Source organism: Arthrobacter rhizosphaerae (genome assembly GCF_023062595.1).
GTDB lineage: Bacteria > Actinomycetota > Actinomycetes > Actinomycetales > Micrococcaceae > Arthrobacter > Arthrobacter rhizosphaerae.
Genome location: NZ_JALLAN010000009.1, coordinates 102336 through 120326, shown reverse-complemented (window position 1 = coordinate 120326; position 17991 = coordinate 102336). Strand labels below are relative to the sequence as shown.

The following is a 17991-nucleotide window of genomic DNA, read 5'->3' as shown; positions in this document are numbered from 1 at the left end:
GAAACGATGACCGAGATCCCGAAGCCGCTGTTCCGTGACCCGTTTCAGGATGGAGCCGCGGACCCGACTGTGATCTGGAACCGCGCCGCGGGGGAGTGGTGGATGTTCTACACCAACCGCCGCGTCCTGGCGCCCCCGATCGACGACGTCGCCTGGGTGTTCGGCACCGACATCGGGATCGCCGCCTCGGCCGACGGCGGTGCGACATGGTCCTACCGCGGTACTGCACAGGGACTGGAGACGGGCTGGGGCCGGAACACATTCTGGGCGCCCGAGGTTGTCGACGACGGCGTGATCTACCACATGTACGTGAGTTACATCGAGGGCGTGCACACAAGGTGGGGCGCCCCGGGGGCCATTCGCCACTACACCAGCGTGGATCTGGCGCGCTGGGAGTACCAGTCCACGCTTGACCTCAATTCCGAGCACGTCATTGACGCCTGTGTGGTCCAGCTCCCGGATGGCGGCTGGCGTATGTGGTTCAAGGACGATGACCACGGCACACACACCTACTCGGCCGACAGCCCCGACCTGTACAGGTGGACGCCGGGCGGAGCGGCCGTGGAGAACCTGCCTCACGAGGGGCCGAACGTCTTCGGGCTCGGCGGCTCGTACTGGATGCTCACCGATGAATGGGCCGGCCTGCGGGTGCACCGTTCGACCGATTTGCGCACCTGGGAGATTCAGGATCGTATCCTCGCCGACTCCGGCTCGGGTGAGGACGACGGCGGCAACGGACTCCACGCCGACGTGGTCGTTGTCGGCAATGATGCCTTCGTCTTCTACTTCACCCACCCAGGACGGCCCACAGGCGCAACGGCGAGCGACAGCCTCTACGCTCACCGCCGCACGTCCATCCAGGTCGCCCGGGCGAGTGTTGCCGGAGGCCGGCTGGTGTGCGACAGGGACGAGGTGCTGACGGCGCCGATCCTTCCGCCGGATGGGCCGTGAACTGTACTGCTCACCGCCGCCACAAGCTGAAACACTAATCCCAGCCGACATTGGCTACACCCTGACACAGAAAAGAGTGGTCCAGACCGATGAGTTCCAGCCGTGTGTACGCGGGGTACCTCTATGTCCATTTCAAACGCGAATCAGCCGACGGTGAGCAGATCCACTTCGCCCTGAGCGATGGGAACGACCCGTTGCACTTCGATGACCTCAACGAAGGCAAGCCGGTCCTGTATTCGGCTTTGGGGGAACGCGGCGTCCGTGACCCGCACATAGTGCGTTCGCCGGAAGGCGACCGGTTCTACCTCGTTGCGACCGACCTGCGTGTACACGATTGCGCCGACTGGGAGCGACTCCAGCGCAGGGGGAGCCGCTCGATCATGGTCTGGGAGTCGACGGATCTGGTGGACTGGGGGGAAGGCCGTCTCGTCGAGGTGGCGCCGCCCGAGGCAGGCAACACCTGGGCGCCGGAGTCGGTTTGGGATCCTGGGCAGGACGCCTTCCTCGTCCACTGGTCTTCGACCCTCTATGACAACGCCGAACACGAAGGCGAGAGCTACAACCGGATCATGTACGCTGCCACTCGCGACTTCCGCGAGTTCTCCGAGCCGCGCGTCTGGATCGACCGGGGATGGCCCACGATTGACGCCACGGTGATCGACCACGAAGGCCTCTATTACCGCTTCGTCAAAGACGAACGCGCCCGGAGTGGAAAGGCCCCGCACGGCAAGTCTGTCTTCTCGGAGACCGCCGAATCACTGACCGCGCTCGACTGGAAGCCGCTGGCCGAAGGCATCGGCCTCGACGCGATCAGCCGGGGCGAGGGGCCCTTGGTGTACGGGTCGAACACTGAGGACAAGTGGTTCCTGTGGCTCGACGAGTTCACGCCGGAACGCCGTTACGTTCCCTTCGAGACGACCAACCTTGCCGGCGGCCAATGGACTCCTTCCGAGGACTTTCGGCTGCCGCCGGACCCCTGCCACGGTGTCGTGCTGCCGGTGACCGCCGAAGAGTACGGACGGCTCTACACCGCTTGGGGGAATCCAGACCGTTTCTGACCCGGCTGCGGGCTAGCGCTTATCGAAGATCGACGCCTTGGGAATACATGACTGCGCATGTTGTTGTACCTGACGACAATGAAAGGCGGACATCATGCAGTTCGGAATATTTTCGGTAAGCGACGTTACAAAGGACCCGGTTACGGGGAAGACCCCCAGCGAGGCAGAGCGTCTCCAGGCACTTCTGCGGATAGGGCAGAAGGCAGATGAGGTTGGACTTGACGTCTTCGCGGTAGGGGAGCACCACAACCCCCCGTTTGTGTCGTCCTCACCCACAACACTCCTCGCGGCGGTCGCTGCCTTGACGAAGCGGATCATCCTCAGCACATCAGTCACGCTGATGACTACAAACGATCCCGTCAAGCTGGCCGAGGATTATGCCATGCTGCAGCACATCGCCAAGGGGCGGCTGGACCTGATGGTCGGCCGCGGAAACACCGTTCCCGTGTATCCGTGGTTCGGCAAGGACATCCGCAAAGGCCTGCCGCTCGCGCTCGAGAACTACAACCTCCTGCACCGCTTGTGGCGCGAGGACGTCGTAGATTGGGAGGGCGGGTTCCGCAGTGCTCTCCAAGGCTTCACCTCGACGCCCCGCCCCCTCGATGACGTCCCGCCGTTCGTCTGGCACGGTTCGATCCGGACCCCGGAGATCGCGGAACAGGCTGCCTACTACGGCAACGGTTTCTTCGCGAACAATCTGCTCGCTCCGAACTTGCACTTCAAGCCACTCGTGGACCTGTATCGGCAACGCTTCGAGCACTACGGGCACGGCACTGCGGCACAGGCGATTGTGGGCCTGGGCGGCCATTCGTTCATCGCGAAGAACTCCCAGAACGCCGTCAGAACCTTCCGTCCGTACTTCGAGGGCTCCCCGATCTACGGCCACAGTTATGACCTTGAGGATTACATGGAGAGTACTCCGATGAGCGTGGGCAGTCCCCAGCAGGTGATCGACAAGACGCTGACCTTCCAGGAGGGCTTCGGCGACTACCAGCGCCAGTTGTGGGTCGTTGACGCGTTCGGGCTCCCGATCGAGCAAGTCCTCGAACAGATCGAATTGCTCGGAACTGAAGTGGTTCCCGTGCTGCGTAAGGAAATGGACGCACGGCGTGCACCGGGCGTTCCCGATGCTCCCACTCACGAGAGCCTTCTCAGGGCCAAGTACGGCGCCGCGGCGCCCCGTCAGCCAAAACCCCGCGCCAACCGCGGTGACAACCTGACCGGCAGTTCGCCTTACGAGGACAGCGACCCGGATCTGATCGCCCGTTTCCCGACGGTGGCCTGAAGATGACGCGCAATGCCCGCCTGGCCAACGAGGCCTGGGAAGCGCTTTTCCGGGCGCAGACAGCGATCGTTAGAGAGCTTGAACAAAGCGATGTTTGGGCCGATCTTCCTCCTCGCGACTACGGCGTCCTGTATGCCCTGTCGACCGCACCGGAAGGGAAACGCATTACCGAACTGGGTGAGGACGTACTCCTGACCCAGCCCGGATTGTCCAGGCTGTTCGTCCGCCTGGAGAAGAGCGGCCTGGTCCAGCGGTTCCCTGATCCGGACGATAAGCGCGTATCCCGCATGCGGCTGACGCCTGCCGGTGCCGCCCTCCAGCGCAGAGTTGGAGCACGCCACGCCATGCAGGTCGCTGACGCGATGACCCGAACGCTCGACGCCGGCAAGCTCGCCTTGCTGCGGGATCTGTGCCGGGAACTCGCAGCAACACCACATAACTCAACCGCCCCGGAAGAACGGACCCCACAACCATGAGCGCTGACTCAAGCCCCACCGCGGCAGCGGTTTCCCTCGTCGTCGTCACCGCGGGAGTCAGTGAACCGTCGTCGACCCGTATGCTGGCAGATCGCTTGGCCGGGAAAACCACCGCCCTGCTGGCTGAGCAGGGCCGCTCTGCGCAGGTGCGCGTGATAGAGCTGGCCCCACTCGCACTTGATATCGCCCGCGCCACCACCGCAGGTTTCCCTGGCAGCACCATCGAAGAGGCCATGAAATCTCTCTCCGAAGCCGACGCATTAATTGTGTCGACTCCCGTCTATAAGGCCGGCATCAGCGGTCTCCTGAAGTCCTTCGTGGATCTGATCGACAGTGACCTTCTCATCGGAAAGCCCGTGATGATCGCCGCCACGGCAGGGACGGCACGCCACGCGCTCGTCGTCGACGATCATTTGCGCTCACTCTTTGCCTACTTCCGTGCGTTGACCCTGCCCACATCAGTGTTCGCAGCGCCCGAAGATTGGGGTTCTCCGGCATTTGGCGACCGGATCGAACGCGCCGCACAGGAACTCGCGCAGGTCATCAGGACGGGCGTTGGCCGCGCCATCTCGGATGCCGCCTGGAGTGGCTACCAACACGAGTTCGCCGGGCGGGCCACGAGGGCTGCGCAAACCACCCAGGACCTCGACTTCGACTCCACACTCATGCAGCTCGCAGCAGGCGGGGCGGGACGAAACTCCAGCAGTACAAGGTTGGGCCCGGACGCGGGCTCATAGCTCTCGAAAGTAGTAAAGCAGCGGATCCGTCCGATTCGGTTCAGTGTTCCTGAACCCCCGGGCCTCGTAGAAACGCCGTGCGTCGGTATCCTCGCCGTCGACGTTGATTTCCATCAATTCCCCACCCCGACGTCGGACCAGGTCGCATGCGGCGGTCAGAAGCGCGCTGCCCAGACGTTGACCACGTTGGTCGGGGCGGACGTACAGCTCGTCAAGGATCGCAACGGGCCCTTCGTACCAGACGTTGGGCCGGAAGCTGAGCACCGCGAGTCCTGTTGCCGGCTCCCCGACGACTAATGCAACCAAATCGTCGCCCGCCAACAGGTACGTCAGCCGCCTTTTCAAGGCGTCCGGGCCGGGGGTAGGAGTATCGAACTCTGTATTGAAATCGTGAAGCAACCGGGCAACTGTCGCGGCGTCGGCTGTAGTAGCCCGCCGGGGGATATTGGCGCTTGCAGAGAAATCAACAGTCACGGCTTCATCATCCTCGGCCCGTTACCCGGCGTCCACAAGTAACGACCCTCATTGCTGGCTTTCGTGATTGGTCACGATGTCGTGGGCAGCTGCCCATTCGCCCACATCCCGGCGTTCGATGGCCGCGGCCATCATCTCCGGAAACAGATCAGGCGTGCAGGCGAATGCCGGGACGCCGATCCCCGCCAAGGCGGCGGCATGGTTCGCATCAAACGTCGGGTGGCCGCTGTCGCTTAGGGCCAGCAGGGCTATCATGGTGGCTCCCGATCCCACGATGGCGGCGGCCCTTCTCAGCATCTCCTCGGCTATTCCGCCCTCGTAGAGATCACTGATCAGCACCAGGATCGTCTCTGCCGGCTGGGTGATCTGGTCCTGGCAGTAGGCGAGCGCCCGGTTTATGTCAGTGCCGCCACCGAGTTGCACGCCGAAGAGCACATCCACCGGATCCTCCAGGTCCTCTGACAGGTCAACAACCTCCGTGTCGAAGACCACCAGCCGTGTGCGCACCGACCGAAGTGAGCTGAGCACTGCACCGAACACGCTGGAGTACACCACCGACTCGGCCATGGACCCGGATTGGTCAATGCACAGGATGATCTCACGCTGCACTTCAGAGCTTCTCCTGGCATACCCGACCAGCCGCTCTGGCACGATGGTGCGATGTTCGGGCTGATAGTGCTTGAGGTTGGCCGCGATGGTGCGGTTCCAGTCGATGTCCCGATGGCGGGGGCGTCGCGTCCGTGCAGCCCTGTTCAATGCTCCGGAGACGGCTTGAACGGTCTTGGAGCGCAGCCGTTCCTCGAGTTGGCTGGTCACCTGCCGGACCACCGTCCTGGCGGTCTCGCGGGAATGTTCGGGGATAACCCGGCCTAGCCCGATCAGCGTGCTGACCAGTCCGACGTCCGGCTGTACGGTGCGCAGCATCTCCGGTTCGAGGAGCAATTGCCGCAAGCCGAGCCTGTCCATTGCGTCGGCCTGCATCACCTGGACCACAGAGGAAGGGAAATATCCACGAATATCGCCGAGCCAGCGGGCCACGCGGGGACTGGATGCGCCGAGGCTTCCCGGCCCCTTTTTGGGAGGCCCGTACAGATCATCCAGGGCACGGTCACGGAGCTGATCAACGGCCGAGAGGGCCACATTCTGGCCGTCGGCCGTTGTGACGCCGTCGGCGCCATGTCCGCCGAGCACCAGCCGCCAGCGGCTGAGCCTGTCGCGGCCATCAGGGTTCGTGTCAGTCACGGTTCGCCTCCCATCCGAGGTACCTGGCCATAGTGCGGATAGCGGGTCCCGCGCCTGCCAGGTCAAGTGCCATCGGGTTTGCGGTCTGCCTGAGATCATTGACGCGGCTTACCTGTTCGCCGATCTCCCGCCGTTCTGGCGGGCCGAACAGTGAGAACGTCCTGCGCAGCAGGGGCAACACGTCATCGAAGACCTCGTCCTGCACACCTGCCACCCATTCATCGACGATCTGCAGGAGGCGCCGGTCGTGAATCAGCAGAACGGCGTCGCCTGATAGAAGCCCATCGAGCCAGGCGGCGGCTTCCGGCGCCGGAGTGGCGATGGATAGCCGGCGGCTGAGCCTGGCCGCGACCTGATCCCTGTCGACCAAGCCGGCGTCCAGCAACAGCCTGGAGGCGCGCCCGGCGACAGCTCCATGGACCCGGTCCGAACCTGAAACGGCAGCGAGAGCCCGGTGCCAGTCGTCCAGCGGCAGCTCCGGCAACAGTGACAAGCCATATTGGGCTGCGTCAATTGCCCGCCGCATCACTGCAGCGGCTTCATCGTCCAGTCCCGCGCAGGCTACCGGCAGGCCAACACACGCCCGCACCACCGTCGTGTCAAGAATCTTCCGCACTTCCGTCACGTCCACTTCGCGGACATTGCCGTATCGGCAGGTCCGGGCAAGAGGCGCAATGGTTTCCAGCAGCGGCGGAACATCCTGCTGTAAGGCGGTGCGCTCCGCGAGGACGGACACCACGCCGCTGATCCCGTCGGGAAGGTCGGCGAGGAGACAGCTTGCGAGCAGGTCGCTGAGCTCCGTGAGGCCAGTGGCGAGCTGGGCGCGTTCGGAAACGTACGCTGCGGCGGCAGAGGAGAGGGTGGTGCCGTAGCGGCTGGCTTCCACCAGGGCAACGGACAGTTCCGGCTCCCAGCGGAGTGTCCACGCCTCCTTGAAAGTTCCTGTGGTCCGGCCGGTTTCACTGGGTACGCCCCAGTCCACACCGAGCAGTGCCAGCCTGTGGAGCAGTACGGAGCGGGCCAGCTGATTCGGCTTGCGCAGGTCGATGGTCACAACCTCTTCCATCGCACCGGGCTTTAGCCGCAGCCTGCGCTGAGCAGCAGCGAGATCTGCGGCCAGCGGAACCGTCGGGGCGGCCTCCGGCACGTTCCCAAGTTCGAGTCCGATGGTGACTTCCCGGTGCACCAGCGCCAGCGGCAGCGGTGAGCCATCGCAGAGCACGGCCTGAGCAGCATCGTCCAGTTCTGCGAGTCCGGGGCTGGGCCGCCCACGCACGGCCGCCAGGGCATTCGCCATCCGGGTGGCTTCGACGACGGAGGCTGTGGACGCGTCGAGGTTTTCCCTGCGCAGAGTACGGGCAACCCGGACCAGCCAGGTCGTGGCCACATCTCCGTTGGGCTCCTTCGCCGTCCAGTGGGCGAAGAGATGCTGATACCAACCCGGTGCGGTGACGCCGGCCCCGTATCCGCTGCGCAGACTGAGCCGGTCAGAGGTCCACGGCACCCACGTGACGGAAACTTTCGCCTTGGGAAGACCAGCAAGCAGTTTGTTGTCGGCAGAAACCGGGGGAAAGTGAGCGGGGACCAGCGCCGGGGCATGATGGGCACCGCACACTACGGCAATGCTTCCGCGCCCTTCCCTGATGGCGGTCCGCAGCAGCCTTCGCATGGCGGCCTCCCGCAGGTTGTTCTCCCTCACGTCGGGGTGGTCACTGGGCCTGTTGTCTGCCGCCCTGATTTCCGCAATGGCGTCGGTGATGGCAGCAAACCGGTCCACGGGGCCTGTGTTCCGGTGTTCGATGGCGTCCTCCCACCAGCGCTCGGCGTCGGTGTAACCTGCAGCCTCCGCCAGCATCGCAATGGCGTCGGGACGGTACGGCTGTTGCACGTCCACAGCGGAACCTGCGTCTTCAACGGAAGTGCCGCCGTCGTTCTCTGCTGGGGGCGGTGTGGCGGGCGCAGCGGTCAGGTGCAGCGCGAAGCTGTGGGCGGCGGGCAGGTCTATTGCCCGCACTTCTGTTCCGGTCGACAAAGCCCAGCGGATGGCCACCCACTCAGGGGAGAAGCTCGCGAGCGGGTAGAACGAGGCGAGCCGCGGCTGGTCGGCCACGTAGATCAGCCCTGCCACGGGCGGCGTCATCTCCGGATCGGAGAGCAGCGGCAGAACCGGGTCAAGTTCCGGCGGGCCCTCAACCAGCACCAGATCCGGCCGGAGCGTTGCGAGGGCTTCGGCGACCGAGTGGGCGGAACCCGGACCGTGGTGCCGGATCCCCAGGACGTGGACGTCTGTCATGGATCAGTTCGTATCATTGGTCAGGTCAGAGGTCGGTTCGACGGCGGTCAGTTCGAGGTCTCAAGGTCGCGGCAGGCCCGGTAGAGGTCTTTCCAGTCCGGTCGGTTGCGCACGATCGTCTCCAGGTATTCCTGCCAGATCACCCGGTCCTGCACGGGATCCTTCACCACAGCGCCCACCAGGCTTGCCGCCACGTCCGGTGCCCTGACGGTTCCGTCACCGAAGTGCGCGGCGAGGGACAGTCCGTTTGTCATCACCGAGATAGCCTCCGCAGTGGAAAGGGTCGCCGACGGCGACTTCAGCGTGGTGCGCTGGTCCTGCGTTACCCCGGCACGCAGTTCCCGCATGATGGTGACCACCCGGCGGATCTCGGAGAGTGCCGCCAGGTCGGCCGGAAGCTCCAGGGCCGTGCCGAGGCTGCGAACCCGGGTGGTGACGATCTCCACTTCCTGGTCCAGGCTGTCCGGGAGCGGCAACACCACGGTGTTGAAGCGGCGGCGCAGTGCCGATGAGAGGTCGTTGACTCCCTTGTCCCGGTTATTGGCCGTGGCGATGACGTTGAATCCCTTGCGCGCCTGGACTTCGGCATTCAGCTCAGGGATCGGCAGGATCTTCTCGCTGAGGATGGTGATGAGGGAATCCTGCACGTCCGAGGGGATGCGGGTGAGCTCCTCCACCCGGACGAGGCTTCCGGTCTCCATCGCGCGCATCACCGGCCCGGCGACCATTGCTGCCCGCGACGGGCCGTCGGCCAGCAACCGCGCATAGTTCCAGCCGTACCGCAGTGCCTCCTCCGGGGTCCCCGCGGTGCCTTGGACTATGAGGGTGGACGTACCCGAAATGGCCGCGGCGAGGTGCTCACTCAGCCAGGTCTTCGCAGTGCCGGGTACCCCAAGCAGCAGCAGTGCCCGGTCCGTGGCAAGAGATGCCACAGCGATTTCCACGAGGCGCGCCGAGCCCAGATATTTCGGACTGATCTCGACGCCGTTCGGCAGGGTGCCGCCAAGGACGTAGGTGGCCACTGCCCATGGCGAGAGGCGCCAGCTGGGGGGCCGGGGCCGGTCGTCCGCAGCGGCCAGCTCCCTGAGTTCCTCGGCGTAGGCGTCCTCGGCGTGGGCGCGAAGAACGTCCATAGGGGAGTAGGCATCGGTCATGGGAAGGCCTCCGTCAGTGATTGTCGGAATGATTGGTACTGTACGACATCACGAAGCACCCGGCGCCGTGCTGCGTCCTCGTCTGAACGTTCCAGCAGGCCGCGGCACTGATCGGCCAGGTCGAGCGGAATCGCCTGCGACAGGAAGCCGGCCAGCATCGCGGCCAGCTGGCCGGCGTTCTTGGCAGTAACCAGCTTGAGCACTTCTTCAGCCAGCGGCCGGGCCCATGGCCTTGGCATGTCCCGCAGCAATGGGACCAGTGATAGTGGATTCGCACCGTCGCGGATATAACGCACGAGTGAGAGCTCGCGCTCGCGGTGGGGCAGGCAGTTCAGTAAGCGCGCGTCCTTCCGGACGCTGAACAGCGCACGGACCCAGTCGAGGTCGGCGCGAAGCACAGCTGTGTCGAGAATCGCGTTGATGACCCGGGTTTCGCCTTCGAGCAGTGCAAGGGTTGCTGCCGGACTGCGGCCGGTCACTGTCGTCCACACGTCGAGGGGAGCACCTCTGATGATCGTGTCCAGGCGGCCGAGCCGGTCCGGTTCACCGGTGCGGGGATCCGGAGCGATGCCGTCGCGCAAGGCTGCGGCATCCGGATCAGGAGGCAGATCGATCTCGAATTGTTTGCGCAGCAATCCTTTGACACGCAGCAGCGGGCGCAACCGGGCCGCCATCCTGCTGGCGCGGGCGCTGGTGGGAAGCCGGTCCAGCAGGCTCGCGGCCACCTCCCTCACACTCTTTGCCTTGTCATCCAAGGCTTTTTCAAGCAGGTCTTCGTCTTCCGCCTGGATGTTTGTTGCGAAGGTGCCCAGGTGGGCGGCGCGTTCCCGCGTGCTGAAGGTCTCCCACTGCGTCCGCAACAATCGGCGGGCGGCCCCAGGATCGGCGAGCCGGAGCCGTTCGAGTTCTACGGCGGCATCCGCGCTGCCAAGCTCTGCCCAATCAGTCACGCTCCCGGGGGACACCGCCGCTTCTTCAGGCCGAATGATGTCCTGAAGCCAGCGGCCCCGGGCTCCGATGGCGGGGTACAAATGTTCCGCAATACCCCGCTTAGTCTTAGCGAGAGTTAGCAGTGCCGGGAGCAGGCGGTGCGGGACCCGCCGTCGGGATTCCGTAGCAAGCTGCAGCCAGTCCGTCACCAGCTGCGCGCGGAGCTCCAGGCCGACCGGTGGTTGGGTGAGCAGCAGTTCCAGCAACCGGGCTGCGTCGCCCGAAACTTCCGGGGCATCGTCCGGTGGGGCAGCCTCATTGTGCCGGTCCGCGGTGCCGATCGCTCTATCGATACTGCTGGCCCGGCGAAGTGCACGGGTGACGACGTCGGCCAAGGCTGCCTGGTCGAGCAAAGACTCCTCCCGCGACAGGCCATCCGGCGGCTGGAACCCCAGATCTCCGGGCGGCGACGGCGGTTCGTGCCGTCCCGTGCCGAGGAGCGCAGCGGTCCGGAGCTCAGCCAGCCAGCTCATGGGGTCATCACCGCTTCGCCGACGACGACGGTCAGCGGCCGCACGCGGCCCTCCTCCAGTTCGCCGAACACGTCGACAGGATAGCCGCCGGTAAGTGCCAACAAGGAATCCAGGGACGCATCGACAATAGGCAGGGCGTCACCAGATCCATCATGCAGCCAGCCGGGGTCAGCGGCGGAAACCCGGACCCCGCTCAACAGCACCGGATAACGCTCGCGCCACGGCGAGGCAGCGACGGCCGCCGATTCCTGTTCCAAGGCCTGCGCAATGCTGCAGCCCTCACCAAGGCTGCGGACCAATCCACGCGGTGCAACAGGCGTGGTGAACATGGCCCGCGGCGGTGCCGAGCCTGGGTACAGCGCGACGGCGACGTCCAGCTCAGCCCCGGCCAGTTGCGGTGTTGCGAGTGCTTGACCCTGCATTGCAAAGTCGAGGACGACGGCGACCCTTCCACCGGGTCCGCGGATCCAGGTGCGTTGTTGCTGGAGCCGCCCGTCGTCAGTCCGGTGTGCGCCAAGGACCAGCCAGGGGCCTGGCAAGGCCTCGGTGCCCTGAACCCCGGCGGTGGCCGTTGCCCATCCCAGGGCCACCCGGAGATCCGCAAACTCTTCAGGGGTCATTTGGTCCCTCATCGCCCACGCTTTGGTCAGGGCCCACCAGCGACCCGCGTGGAAAAGCAGATGATCGGCCCAGTCAGTGCGGGCATGCACGTCAGATCCCATCGCCCTCACTTGCTCGGCGAGTCCGGGGAGTTGGGCGTCGACCAAGCGGGCAGCCACACCGTCCCACCAGGAGTACGGCTGGTTGCGGGCTGCTGCCAGCCCCGTCCGCACCAGATCGGTCAACCAACGGGAAAAGTCCGCGATCCCAGCGTCCATCAGCCCTAATCGGTCAGCCAGCCGCTTGGCCTGGGCTACAGGATCCGGCTGCTGCCCGGACAAGCGGCGTTCACGGGCGGCGGCCCGGTCCTCCCGCTGGTTTGCCCATTCCTGCGCGAAGTCAGCGGTCTCCTCACCGGCGTCGGCCGCCTCCCCCCTTGCCCAGAGGAGAAGCAGTGCCAGCGCGTGCTTGCACGGGAACTTCCGGCTGGGGCACGAGCAACGATATGCGGGCGTGGCAGTGTCCACACTCACTTGGTACGGGGTCCGTCCGCTGCCCTGGCACTTGCCCCACACCAGGACATCGTTGCTGCCGGTATCGGACCACGGGCCCGGATGAGCCAGTTTCCGGGCAGCCGTCAAGGAGGCCTGGTCCGGGGCGGCGCCGACCACTCTCTCCTCGCTCCAACGCACCATGATGCCCATTGTGCCCGATGCGCGGGGTGCTGCAAGGGAAAGCGGGCTGTGTTGGCGGCCCAGGAAGCAACGCGACGCCTCCTGGGCCCTTCCGGGTCAGCGTTCCTCGGAGTTGTCGGCCTCGAGGACCCGTTTGAGGTTAGTGAGGAAGCCGGCGTTGTGTTTGCGCATCATGCCGCCGGTGAACGGCGCTACGATCCGCAGCATCCCCGTGGGCTCCATATCCAGGCGGCGGGTGATCCGCGAGCCGCCGGCGTCGGGCTCCACAGTGAGGGTCAGGACAGGCTTCATATTGCCCATCTGCGAGGTAAGCACCACACGGCGCGGAGGTTCGTACACAGTGACTGTGCCCGTCCCCTCGGTCTGTCCCATAAACGGCTTGAACCGCGTATGGAAGGTAGCGCCGGGACCGGGTCCGGCAGGTCCCGAGGCGTCGTACTCTGCGTCGAGGATGTCCGTATGCCACTGCGGATCGTTGCGTATGTCGGATACGAAGGCGAACACCTGATCGGCCGGCCGGCCGATCAACTCGCTGCTCTCGATGATGATCATCACCCCTCCTTAGCGGACCGTGCTGCGGTTGAAGCCGGCAAGGTGCTCCGGAAGGTAGCGCTCGGGGATGTCCGGGGCCGACCACGGCTCCAAGAGCTCAGCCAGGCGCGGCGACTTTTCGCCGTAGTACTGCTCGAGCTCGATAGCGTCCAGCCAGTCCAGGCCGGCAGCGAGGTGCTTGCTGATCAGCTCCATGTGGGCCGCCATGGAATCCGCGTCCGGGTGGACTTGAACGCTCGTCACCTGGCGTGTGTCGTCGTCGATGTAGAAATGGAAAGCGATGAGCCGCGGCTCGTTGGTCTCGAAGATCCCGGCTTGCTCAGTCAGGTGCTTCCTCGCTTCCTCAACCTTTCCCTCCTTGATCCTAAAGTTGCCGACGTAAACGAATGTTGTGTTCATGGTGTCTCTCCTTACTTTCTTCTTTTTCTTCTTTTGGGTACCGCTTTCCTCTAGGATCTTCCCGGCCCCTAAAGCCTCGCTAAAGGCCTGGGCAAAGCCTCGGTCAAGCCTGGTTCCGCGGTGCTAGATTGGTGTGCGAGGGGATCTGGCGGGGGAGGCTCGTTGGTGGAATTCTGCATCCTCGGACCGATGGAGGTTCGCGACGGAGACCGGCGCCTGGATGTACCGGCCGGCCGCGCCCGTGCTCTCCTCGCGATGCTTGTCCTGCATGCAGGTGACGCCGTATCGTCCGAGCGTCTCGTTGACGAGCTGTGGGGCGAACAGCCCCCTCCGACCGCGAGCACCGTTGTGCAGCTGCATGTCCTGAAGCTGCGCAAGCTGCTCGAACCCGACCGCCAGGACTTGGGTCACCCGAAGCTGCTGGTCACCCAGGGAAACGGCTACCGGCTCGCCATCGAACCGGGGGACGTCGATGCCGGTCGTTTCAAGCACCTCGTGGACGAAGCCTCCGGCCAGCCGGCAGAGCTGCGTTCCGAACTACTCGCGGAGGCGCTGGCACTCTGGCGCGGACCGGCGCTCGCGGATTTCACCTACCATCCGTTCGCGCAGAGCACCATAGCCGCCCTGGGTGAGCTCCGGCTGGCCGCGCTCGAGGGGCGCATCGAAGCCGACCTCGAGCTTGGCAGGGATCAGGGCCTGATGGCCGAGATCGACCCGCTCGTCGCCGAGTACCCATTCCGGGAACGGCTGCGTGGCCTTCAGATGCTCGCCCTTTACCGCGCGGGCCGGCAGGCCGACTCGCTCGCGGCGTACCGCACCGCCCGGGATCTGCTCGTGGACGAGCTCGGCATCGAGCCGGGCCCCGGCCTGCGGGAGATCGAGGCCGCCGTGCTCCGCCAAGACCCCTCCCTCGGAAGGCGGCCCCCGATGCCGGCCTCCGCCGAAGGCTGGCTGCCCAATGAGCGCCGGATGGTTACGGTGGTCGTCCTCGAGATCGTGCCGGCCTCGGAGGATTCCGAGGCCGTGGACGCCGAGGCGCTGGCTGCGGCCGGCGCACGTGCGAACGCGGTGGCTGCCAGCGTGCTTCGCACCTATGGGGCGCGTGTGGAGCCTGTCGTGGGTGGCATCCTGGTCGCGTTCTTCGGTTTTCCCGTCGCGCACGAGGACGACGCCGTGCGGGCGGTTCGTGCCGCTGCTGAGGTCTGCGACCAGATCGGGACGGCCGACGAACCGGTGGTTCGCCATGCTGCGCGCATCGTCGTCGAAACCGGTGACATTGTGGTGAGTGGGTCAGGCGGGTCGCTCGCAGATATGGTGTCTGGTCCAGCGGTCACCTCCGCCTTCCGGCTCCAGCGCCTGGTACGCGACGGTGACGTGGTAATCGGTCCACGGACGCTGCGGCTGGTTCGGGGTGCGGCCGTGGTGGTGCCCGTCCCCCATGGCGGGGGAGCGGCGTGGCGCGTCATCGGGATGATGGATGACGCCGGCGCCAGGCTCCGCTTTGACTCCGCGATGGTGGGGCGGGTGGAGGAACTGGCAAGGATCCGTGCTGCCTTCCGATCGGCCGTCCGGTCCGGACAGCCGAGGCGGTGGACGGTGGTCGGCGAGGCCGGCATCGGCAAGACGCGGCTCGCCGCAGATTTCGCGCGCAGCGTGGATGGCGAAGCGCTGGTGGCGTGGGGTCGCTGTGCGCCCTACGGCGAGGGCGTCACGTTCCTCCCCCTCCGCGAAGCACTCCTCGATGCCGCCGGGGACAGAGGCTGGCCGGTGTTGGCGGAGCTCGCACCCAAGGACGCTGCGGTGGTGGCAGCCGGGCTGGGTCTGGCCCCAGGCACGGTTACTGTGCCGGCTGTGTTGCGTGCGGCCGTCCGGCTGCTGGATGCGCTTTCCGCCGGGCAGCCCCTCGTGCTGGTTCTCGATGACCTGCATTGGGCCGAAACGACGCTGCTCGACCTCATCGACCAGGTAGTCCGGTCCGGGAAAGGCAGGCTGCTGGTGCTCTGTCTCGGCCGTCCCGAGCTGCTGGACCAGCGCCCCGACTGGACCGAGGCGCTATTACTCGATCCGCTCCCCGCCGATGACGTGGTGACATTATTGCGGGACCGGGCGCCCGGGATTGACGATGCCGCTGTCAGTACGATCGTCGACCGCGCCCGCGGCAATCCGTTGTTCGCCGAACAGCTCCTCGCGGCGCAGGAAGAGGCAGACCTCGACGCACTCCCTGTGTCACTCCGTGCCCTTCTCGCAGCACGGCTTGACCGGCTGGGACCCGGCGAGCGGGATCTCCTCAGAGTGGCCGCGGTGGTCGGAGACGATTGTGACCGCGACGCGCTGGCAGCCCTTTTGCCGGACGAGGCAGCGACATATGTTGAGCGGCATCTCTCCGTCCTTGAGCGCCGGAGGCTGCTGACGGGCAGGAGTGACAGGACTGTCCGCTTCGGGCACGTGCTGATCCGGCTCGCTGCGTACCGCTCCATGACGCATCTGGACCGGGTGGCGCTGCATCGGCGTTATGCGCAGTGGCTCCTGGATAGCCCGCGCCAGCGGCCACCCGAGTTCGACGAAGTGGTGGGCTACCACTCGGAGCAGGCTGTGCTCAGCCTTCGGGCCATCGGCAGCGATGACGGGTTCCTGGCAGCCCAGGCAGTTGCCCACCTTTCCGCCGCGGGGGGACGCGCCGTCGCCCGGTCCGATGAGAGCGCTGCCCAGAACCTGCTGTCCCGGGCGCGGGAAATGATGGCAAGCAGCGATCCGGAGCGGCCCGCGTTGACCCAGACCCTCGCCGAAGTCGATCTCGTGCTCGGCCGGTTCGCAGAGGCACAGCAACTCCTGCTGGAGCTGGCCCGGGATGCCGACATTGCCGGAGACGAAGTCGCCGCACGGACGGCCACGCTCGAGCACACCCGTATCCAATTGATCCTCAGCCCGGATCCGATGTCGTTGTCATCGATCGAGGGGCAAGCGGCGGCGGCGGGGTCGTTTTACTCCCTGCGGGGCGACGACGGCGGCCGCGGCCGCGCGATCTTTCTCCAAGGCTGTGTCCGGCAGAGGCAGGGGCGCCTCACCGACGCAGCGTGGGCACTAAGAGCCGCTCTCGAGCTCGCCGACCGCGCCGGTAGCGTTCGGGAGCGTATGGCTACACGTTGGGTGCTCGCAGAGGTTCTGACGACCGGCCCTGCGCCTGCGCGCCGGTGCCTGTCCGAGATCGGGACGCTGGCTCTCCCATGGATCGAGCACCCCGGGTTGCTGATTCACACGGGCGTCCTCTGCGCGATGGAGCGCCGCTTCGACGAGTCCGTGGAGCTGCTCGACCGAGCCCACCGGGTGGTGGAGGAGACTCTGCACGCGCCGCGTCTCAACATGTTCGTGGCGGCAGCCCGAGGAGTGGCAGCGCTCCTCGCCTGCGACCTTGACTCGGCTGAGGCGGCCCTTCGGGTCAGGCTCGAATATGCTCGGCGTACCGGCGAGCGCGAGAACCTGACTCAATCTGCCGCCCGTCTGTCGCTGCTGCTACATGAGATGGGGCACCTGGACGAGGCTGCCGAGCTGGCCGCGATGGCAATGGCGACTGCACCGGCAGAAGCTGTGGAGGCACAGGCCCTCCGCGCAGCGGCTTCCGCGACAGTCGCGGCTTCGGGAGACCCTGACCGCGCGCTTGATCTTGCCCTCGAGGCACTTCGATGGGCGCCGGCAGAGATGCCGAACTTGCGCGGCGACATGCATCGGATCGTGGCCAGTGTTTGCTTCACGCGCGGCGATCCTGCCGGCGGTGAGGCAGCCCTGACGGAAGCTGCCCGCTGTTACCGGGCCAAGGGGAACCTGGCGGCGATCGCTCAGCTGCTTTGACGCCGCGGCGTTCTGCCAGGGCCGGTAACGATTGGCATTTTCGCAGGGGTTGAAGGTTGTCCCGGCGCGGCGTAGTGTCCCTCGAACGACGCAGGGAAGGAGCCGAACATGGGACAACTGGTTGTCCAGCAGTTCGTGACCGCCGATGGGTTCGCAGCCAACGCGAACAACGAGTTCAACGCCTACGAACTGCTCGAGGGTGGCACCGCGGAGTTCGACCAGAACCAGCTCAGCTGGCTCCAAACTGTCGACGCCATGGTGCTCGGGGCATCCACCTACCGGATGTTTGTGGAGTACTGGCCAACTCCTGCATCAGAGGGGGAAATCATTGCACCGGCTTTGAACGGGCTCCGCCGCTTTGTGTTCTCCCGGCAGCTCGAGAAGGCGCCGTGGGGAGAGTACCAGGAAGCTACCATCGAGTCCGGCGATGCCGTGGACGCGATCCGCCGCATTAAGGGTGAGATCGAGGGCACCGTAGTTCTCTGGGGCAGCCTCACGCTGAGCGAGGCGTTCTTCGATGCCGGCGAAGTTGACGGTGTGCGGCTCGTTGTTATGCCCGTCGCGATTGGGTCGGGGCGGGGCGTGTTTCCCGCCGGCCAGGATCCCACCCTACTGAACCTGCTGAGCGCGAAGCCGTACGACAAAGGGCTGATCGAGCTGGAATATCGAGTAAACAGATCCGTTTCATCGCACGGGCTCTCAGCCAGCATTTAGGCCACGCCTGGGACGCTTTCCCATTGAAGGAGGAATTCCTCCGGGACCACGG

The 17991-nt window shown here is 65.6% G+C and carries 15 protein-coding genes; 7 read left to right on the top strand and 8 right to left on the bottom strand.

Annotated features, from left to right (window positions below):
- Positions 1-6: 6 nt before the first annotated feature.
- From MU551_RS13620 to MU551_RS13600, 5 genes are all read left to right on the top strand, one after another.
- Positions 7-951, top strand: coding sequence for a glycoside hydrolase family protein (locus MU551_RS13620; protein ID WP_247045417.1), 945 nt, complete (start codon positions 7-9; stop codon positions 949-951).
- Positions 952-1040: 89 nt separating this feature from the next.
- A complete protein-coding gene (locus tag MU551_RS13615; protein WP_247045416.1) occupies positions 1041-2009 on the top strand; it encodes a glycoside hydrolase family 43 protein in 969 nt (322 codons plus the stop codon).
- Positions 2010-2103: 94 nt separating this feature from the next.
- Positions 2104-3294, top strand: a complete 1191-nt coding sequence (locus MU551_RS13610) for an LLM class flavin-dependent oxidoreductase (protein WP_247045414.1) — start codon at positions 2104-2106, stop codon at positions 3292-3294.
- 2 nt (positions 3295-3296) lie between these two features.
- Positions 3297-3770 carry a MarR family winged helix-turn-helix transcriptional regulator gene (locus MU551_RS13605; protein WP_247045412.1) on the top strand — a complete coding sequence of 158 codons (474 nt, stop codon included), beginning with the start codon at positions 3297-3299 and terminating at the stop codon, positions 3768-3770.
- Positions 3767-4507 (top strand): CE1759 family FMN reductase, encoded by a 741-nt coding sequence (locus MU551_RS13600; RefSeq protein ID WP_247045410.1) that lies wholly within the window; start codon positions 3767-3769, stop codon positions 4505-4507. Before MU551_RS13605 ends, MU551_RS13600 begins: the two co-directional genes overlap by 4 nt.
- On the opposite strand, the gene MU551_RS13595 is transcribed toward MU551_RS13600, so the two are convergent.
- The 8 genes from MU551_RS13595 to MU551_RS13560 all read right to left on the bottom strand — a co-directional run bounded on the left by MU551_RS13595 (position 4502) and on the right by MU551_RS13560 (position 13379).
- Complete coding sequence (locus MU551_RS13595; RefSeq protein ID WP_247045408.1) at positions 4502-4981, bottom strand: GNAT family N-acetyltransferase; 480 nt, start codon at positions 4979-4981, stop codon at positions 4502-4504. The genes MU551_RS13600 and MU551_RS13595 overlap by 6 nt on opposite strands.
- 48 nt (positions 4982-5029) lie before the next feature.
- Positions 5030-6223: a VWA domain-containing protein gene (locus MU551_RS13590; RefSeq protein WP_247045406.1), complete on the bottom strand. Its 1194-nt coding sequence runs from the start codon at positions 6221-6223 to the stop codon at positions 5030-5032.
- Positions 6216-8516 (bottom strand): DUF5682 family protein, encoded by a 2301-nt coding sequence (locus MU551_RS13585; RefSeq protein WP_247045404.1) that lies wholly within the window; start codon positions 8514-8516, stop codon positions 6216-6218. The genes MU551_RS13590 and MU551_RS13585 overlap by 8 nt, the downstream gene beginning before the upstream one ends.
- Positions 8517-8563: 47 nt before the next feature.
- On the bottom strand, positions 8564-9670 hold the full coding sequence (locus MU551_RS13580) for an ATP-binding protein (protein WP_247045402.1): 1107 nt from the start codon (positions 9668-9670) through the stop codon (positions 8564-8566).
- Positions 9667-11133: a DUF5691 domain-containing protein gene (locus tag MU551_RS13575; RefSeq protein WP_247045401.1), complete on the bottom strand. Its 1467-nt coding sequence runs from the start codon at positions 11131-11133 to the stop codon at positions 9667-9669. Before MU551_RS13575 ends, MU551_RS13580 begins: the two co-directional genes overlap by 4 nt.
- Positions 11130-12428, bottom strand: coding sequence for an SWIM zinc finger family protein (locus MU551_RS13570; RefSeq protein ID WP_247045399.1), 1299 nt, complete (start codon positions 12426-12428; stop codon positions 11130-11132). The genes MU551_RS13575 and MU551_RS13570 overlap by 4 nt, the downstream gene beginning before the upstream one ends.
- 96 nt (positions 12429-12524) lie before the next feature.
- The gene (locus MU551_RS13565) at positions 12525-12980 is read right to left on the bottom strand and encodes an SRPBCC family protein (protein WP_247045397.1); all 456 of its coding nucleotides are present in this window, start codon (positions 12978-12980) and stop codon (positions 12525-12527) included.
- A gap of 9 nt (positions 12981-12989) precedes the next feature.
- Positions 12990-13379, bottom strand: a complete 390-nt coding sequence (locus tag MU551_RS13560) for a hypothetical protein (RefSeq protein WP_247045395.1) — start codon at positions 13377-13379, stop codon at positions 12990-12992.
- Between the two features lie 189 nt (positions 13380-13568).
- On the opposite strand from MU551_RS13560, the gene MU551_RS13555 reads away from it, so the two are divergent.
- Positions 13569-17225, top strand: a complete 3657-nt coding sequence (locus MU551_RS13555; RefSeq protein WP_247045393.1) for an ATP-binding protein — start codon at positions 13569-13571, stop codon at positions 17223-17225.
- Between the two features lie 108 nt (positions 17226-17333).
- Positions 17334-17939 carry a dihydrofolate reductase family protein gene (locus tag MU551_RS13550; protein WP_247045391.1) on the top strand — a complete coding sequence of 202 codons (606 nt, stop codon included), beginning with the start codon at positions 17334-17336 and terminating at the stop codon, positions 17937-17939.
- Positions 17940-17991: the final 52 nt, after the last annotated feature.

Excerpts from the sequence above, each read along its gene's own strand:
- MU551_RS13585 (WP_247045404.1), bottom strand. The coding sequence starts at position 8,516 with ATGACAGACGTCCACGTCCTGGGGATCCGGCACCACGGTCCGGGTTCC.
- MU551_RS13605 (WP_247045412.1), top strand. The coding sequence starts at position 3,297 with ATGACGCGCAATGCCCGCCTGGCCAACGAGGCCTGGGAAGCGCTTTTC.
- MU551_RS13620 (WP_247045417.1), top strand. The coding sequence starts at position 7 with ATGACCGAGATCCCGAAGCCGCTGTTCCGTGACCCGTTTCAGGATGGA.
- MU551_RS13555 (WP_247045393.1), top strand. The coding sequence starts at position 13,569 with ATGGAGGTTCGCGACGGAGACCGGCGCCTGGATGTACCGGCCGGCCGC.
- MU551_RS13600 (WP_247045410.1), top strand. The coding sequence starts at position 3,767 with ATGAGCGCTGACTCAAGCCCCACCGCGGCAGCGGTTTCCCTCGTCGTC.
- MU551_RS13565 (WP_247045397.1), bottom strand. The coding sequence starts at position 12,980 with ATGATCATCATCGAGAGCAGCGAGTTGATCGGCCGGCCGGCCGATCAG.
- MU551_RS13570 (WP_247045399.1), bottom strand. The coding sequence starts at position 12,428 with ATGGTGCGTTGGAGCGAGGAGAGAGTGGTCGGCGCCGCCCCGGACCAG.
- MU551_RS13550 (WP_247045391.1), top strand. The coding sequence starts at position 17,334 with ATGGGACAACTGGTTGTCCAGCAGTTCGTGACCGCCGATGGGTTCGCA.
- MU551_RS13610 (WP_247045414.1), top strand. The coding sequence starts at position 2,104 with ATGCAGTTCGGAATATTTTCGGTAAGCGACGTTACAAAGGACCCGGTT.
- MU551_RS13560 (WP_247045395.1), bottom strand. The coding sequence starts at position 13,379 with ATGAACACAACATTCGTTTACGTCGGCAACTTTAGGATCAAGGAGGGA.
- MU551_RS13580 (WP_247045402.1), bottom strand. The coding sequence starts at position 9,670 with ATGACCGATGCCTACTCCCCTATGGACGTTCTTCGCGCCCACGCCGAG.
- MU551_RS13615 (WP_247045416.1), top strand. The coding sequence starts at position 1,041 with ATGAGTTCCAGCCGTGTGTACGCGGGGTACCTCTATGTCCATTTCAAA.
- MU551_RS13575 (WP_247045401.1), bottom strand. The coding sequence starts at position 11,133 with ATGAGCTGGCTGGCTGAGCTCCGGACCGCTGCGCTCCTCGGCACGGGA.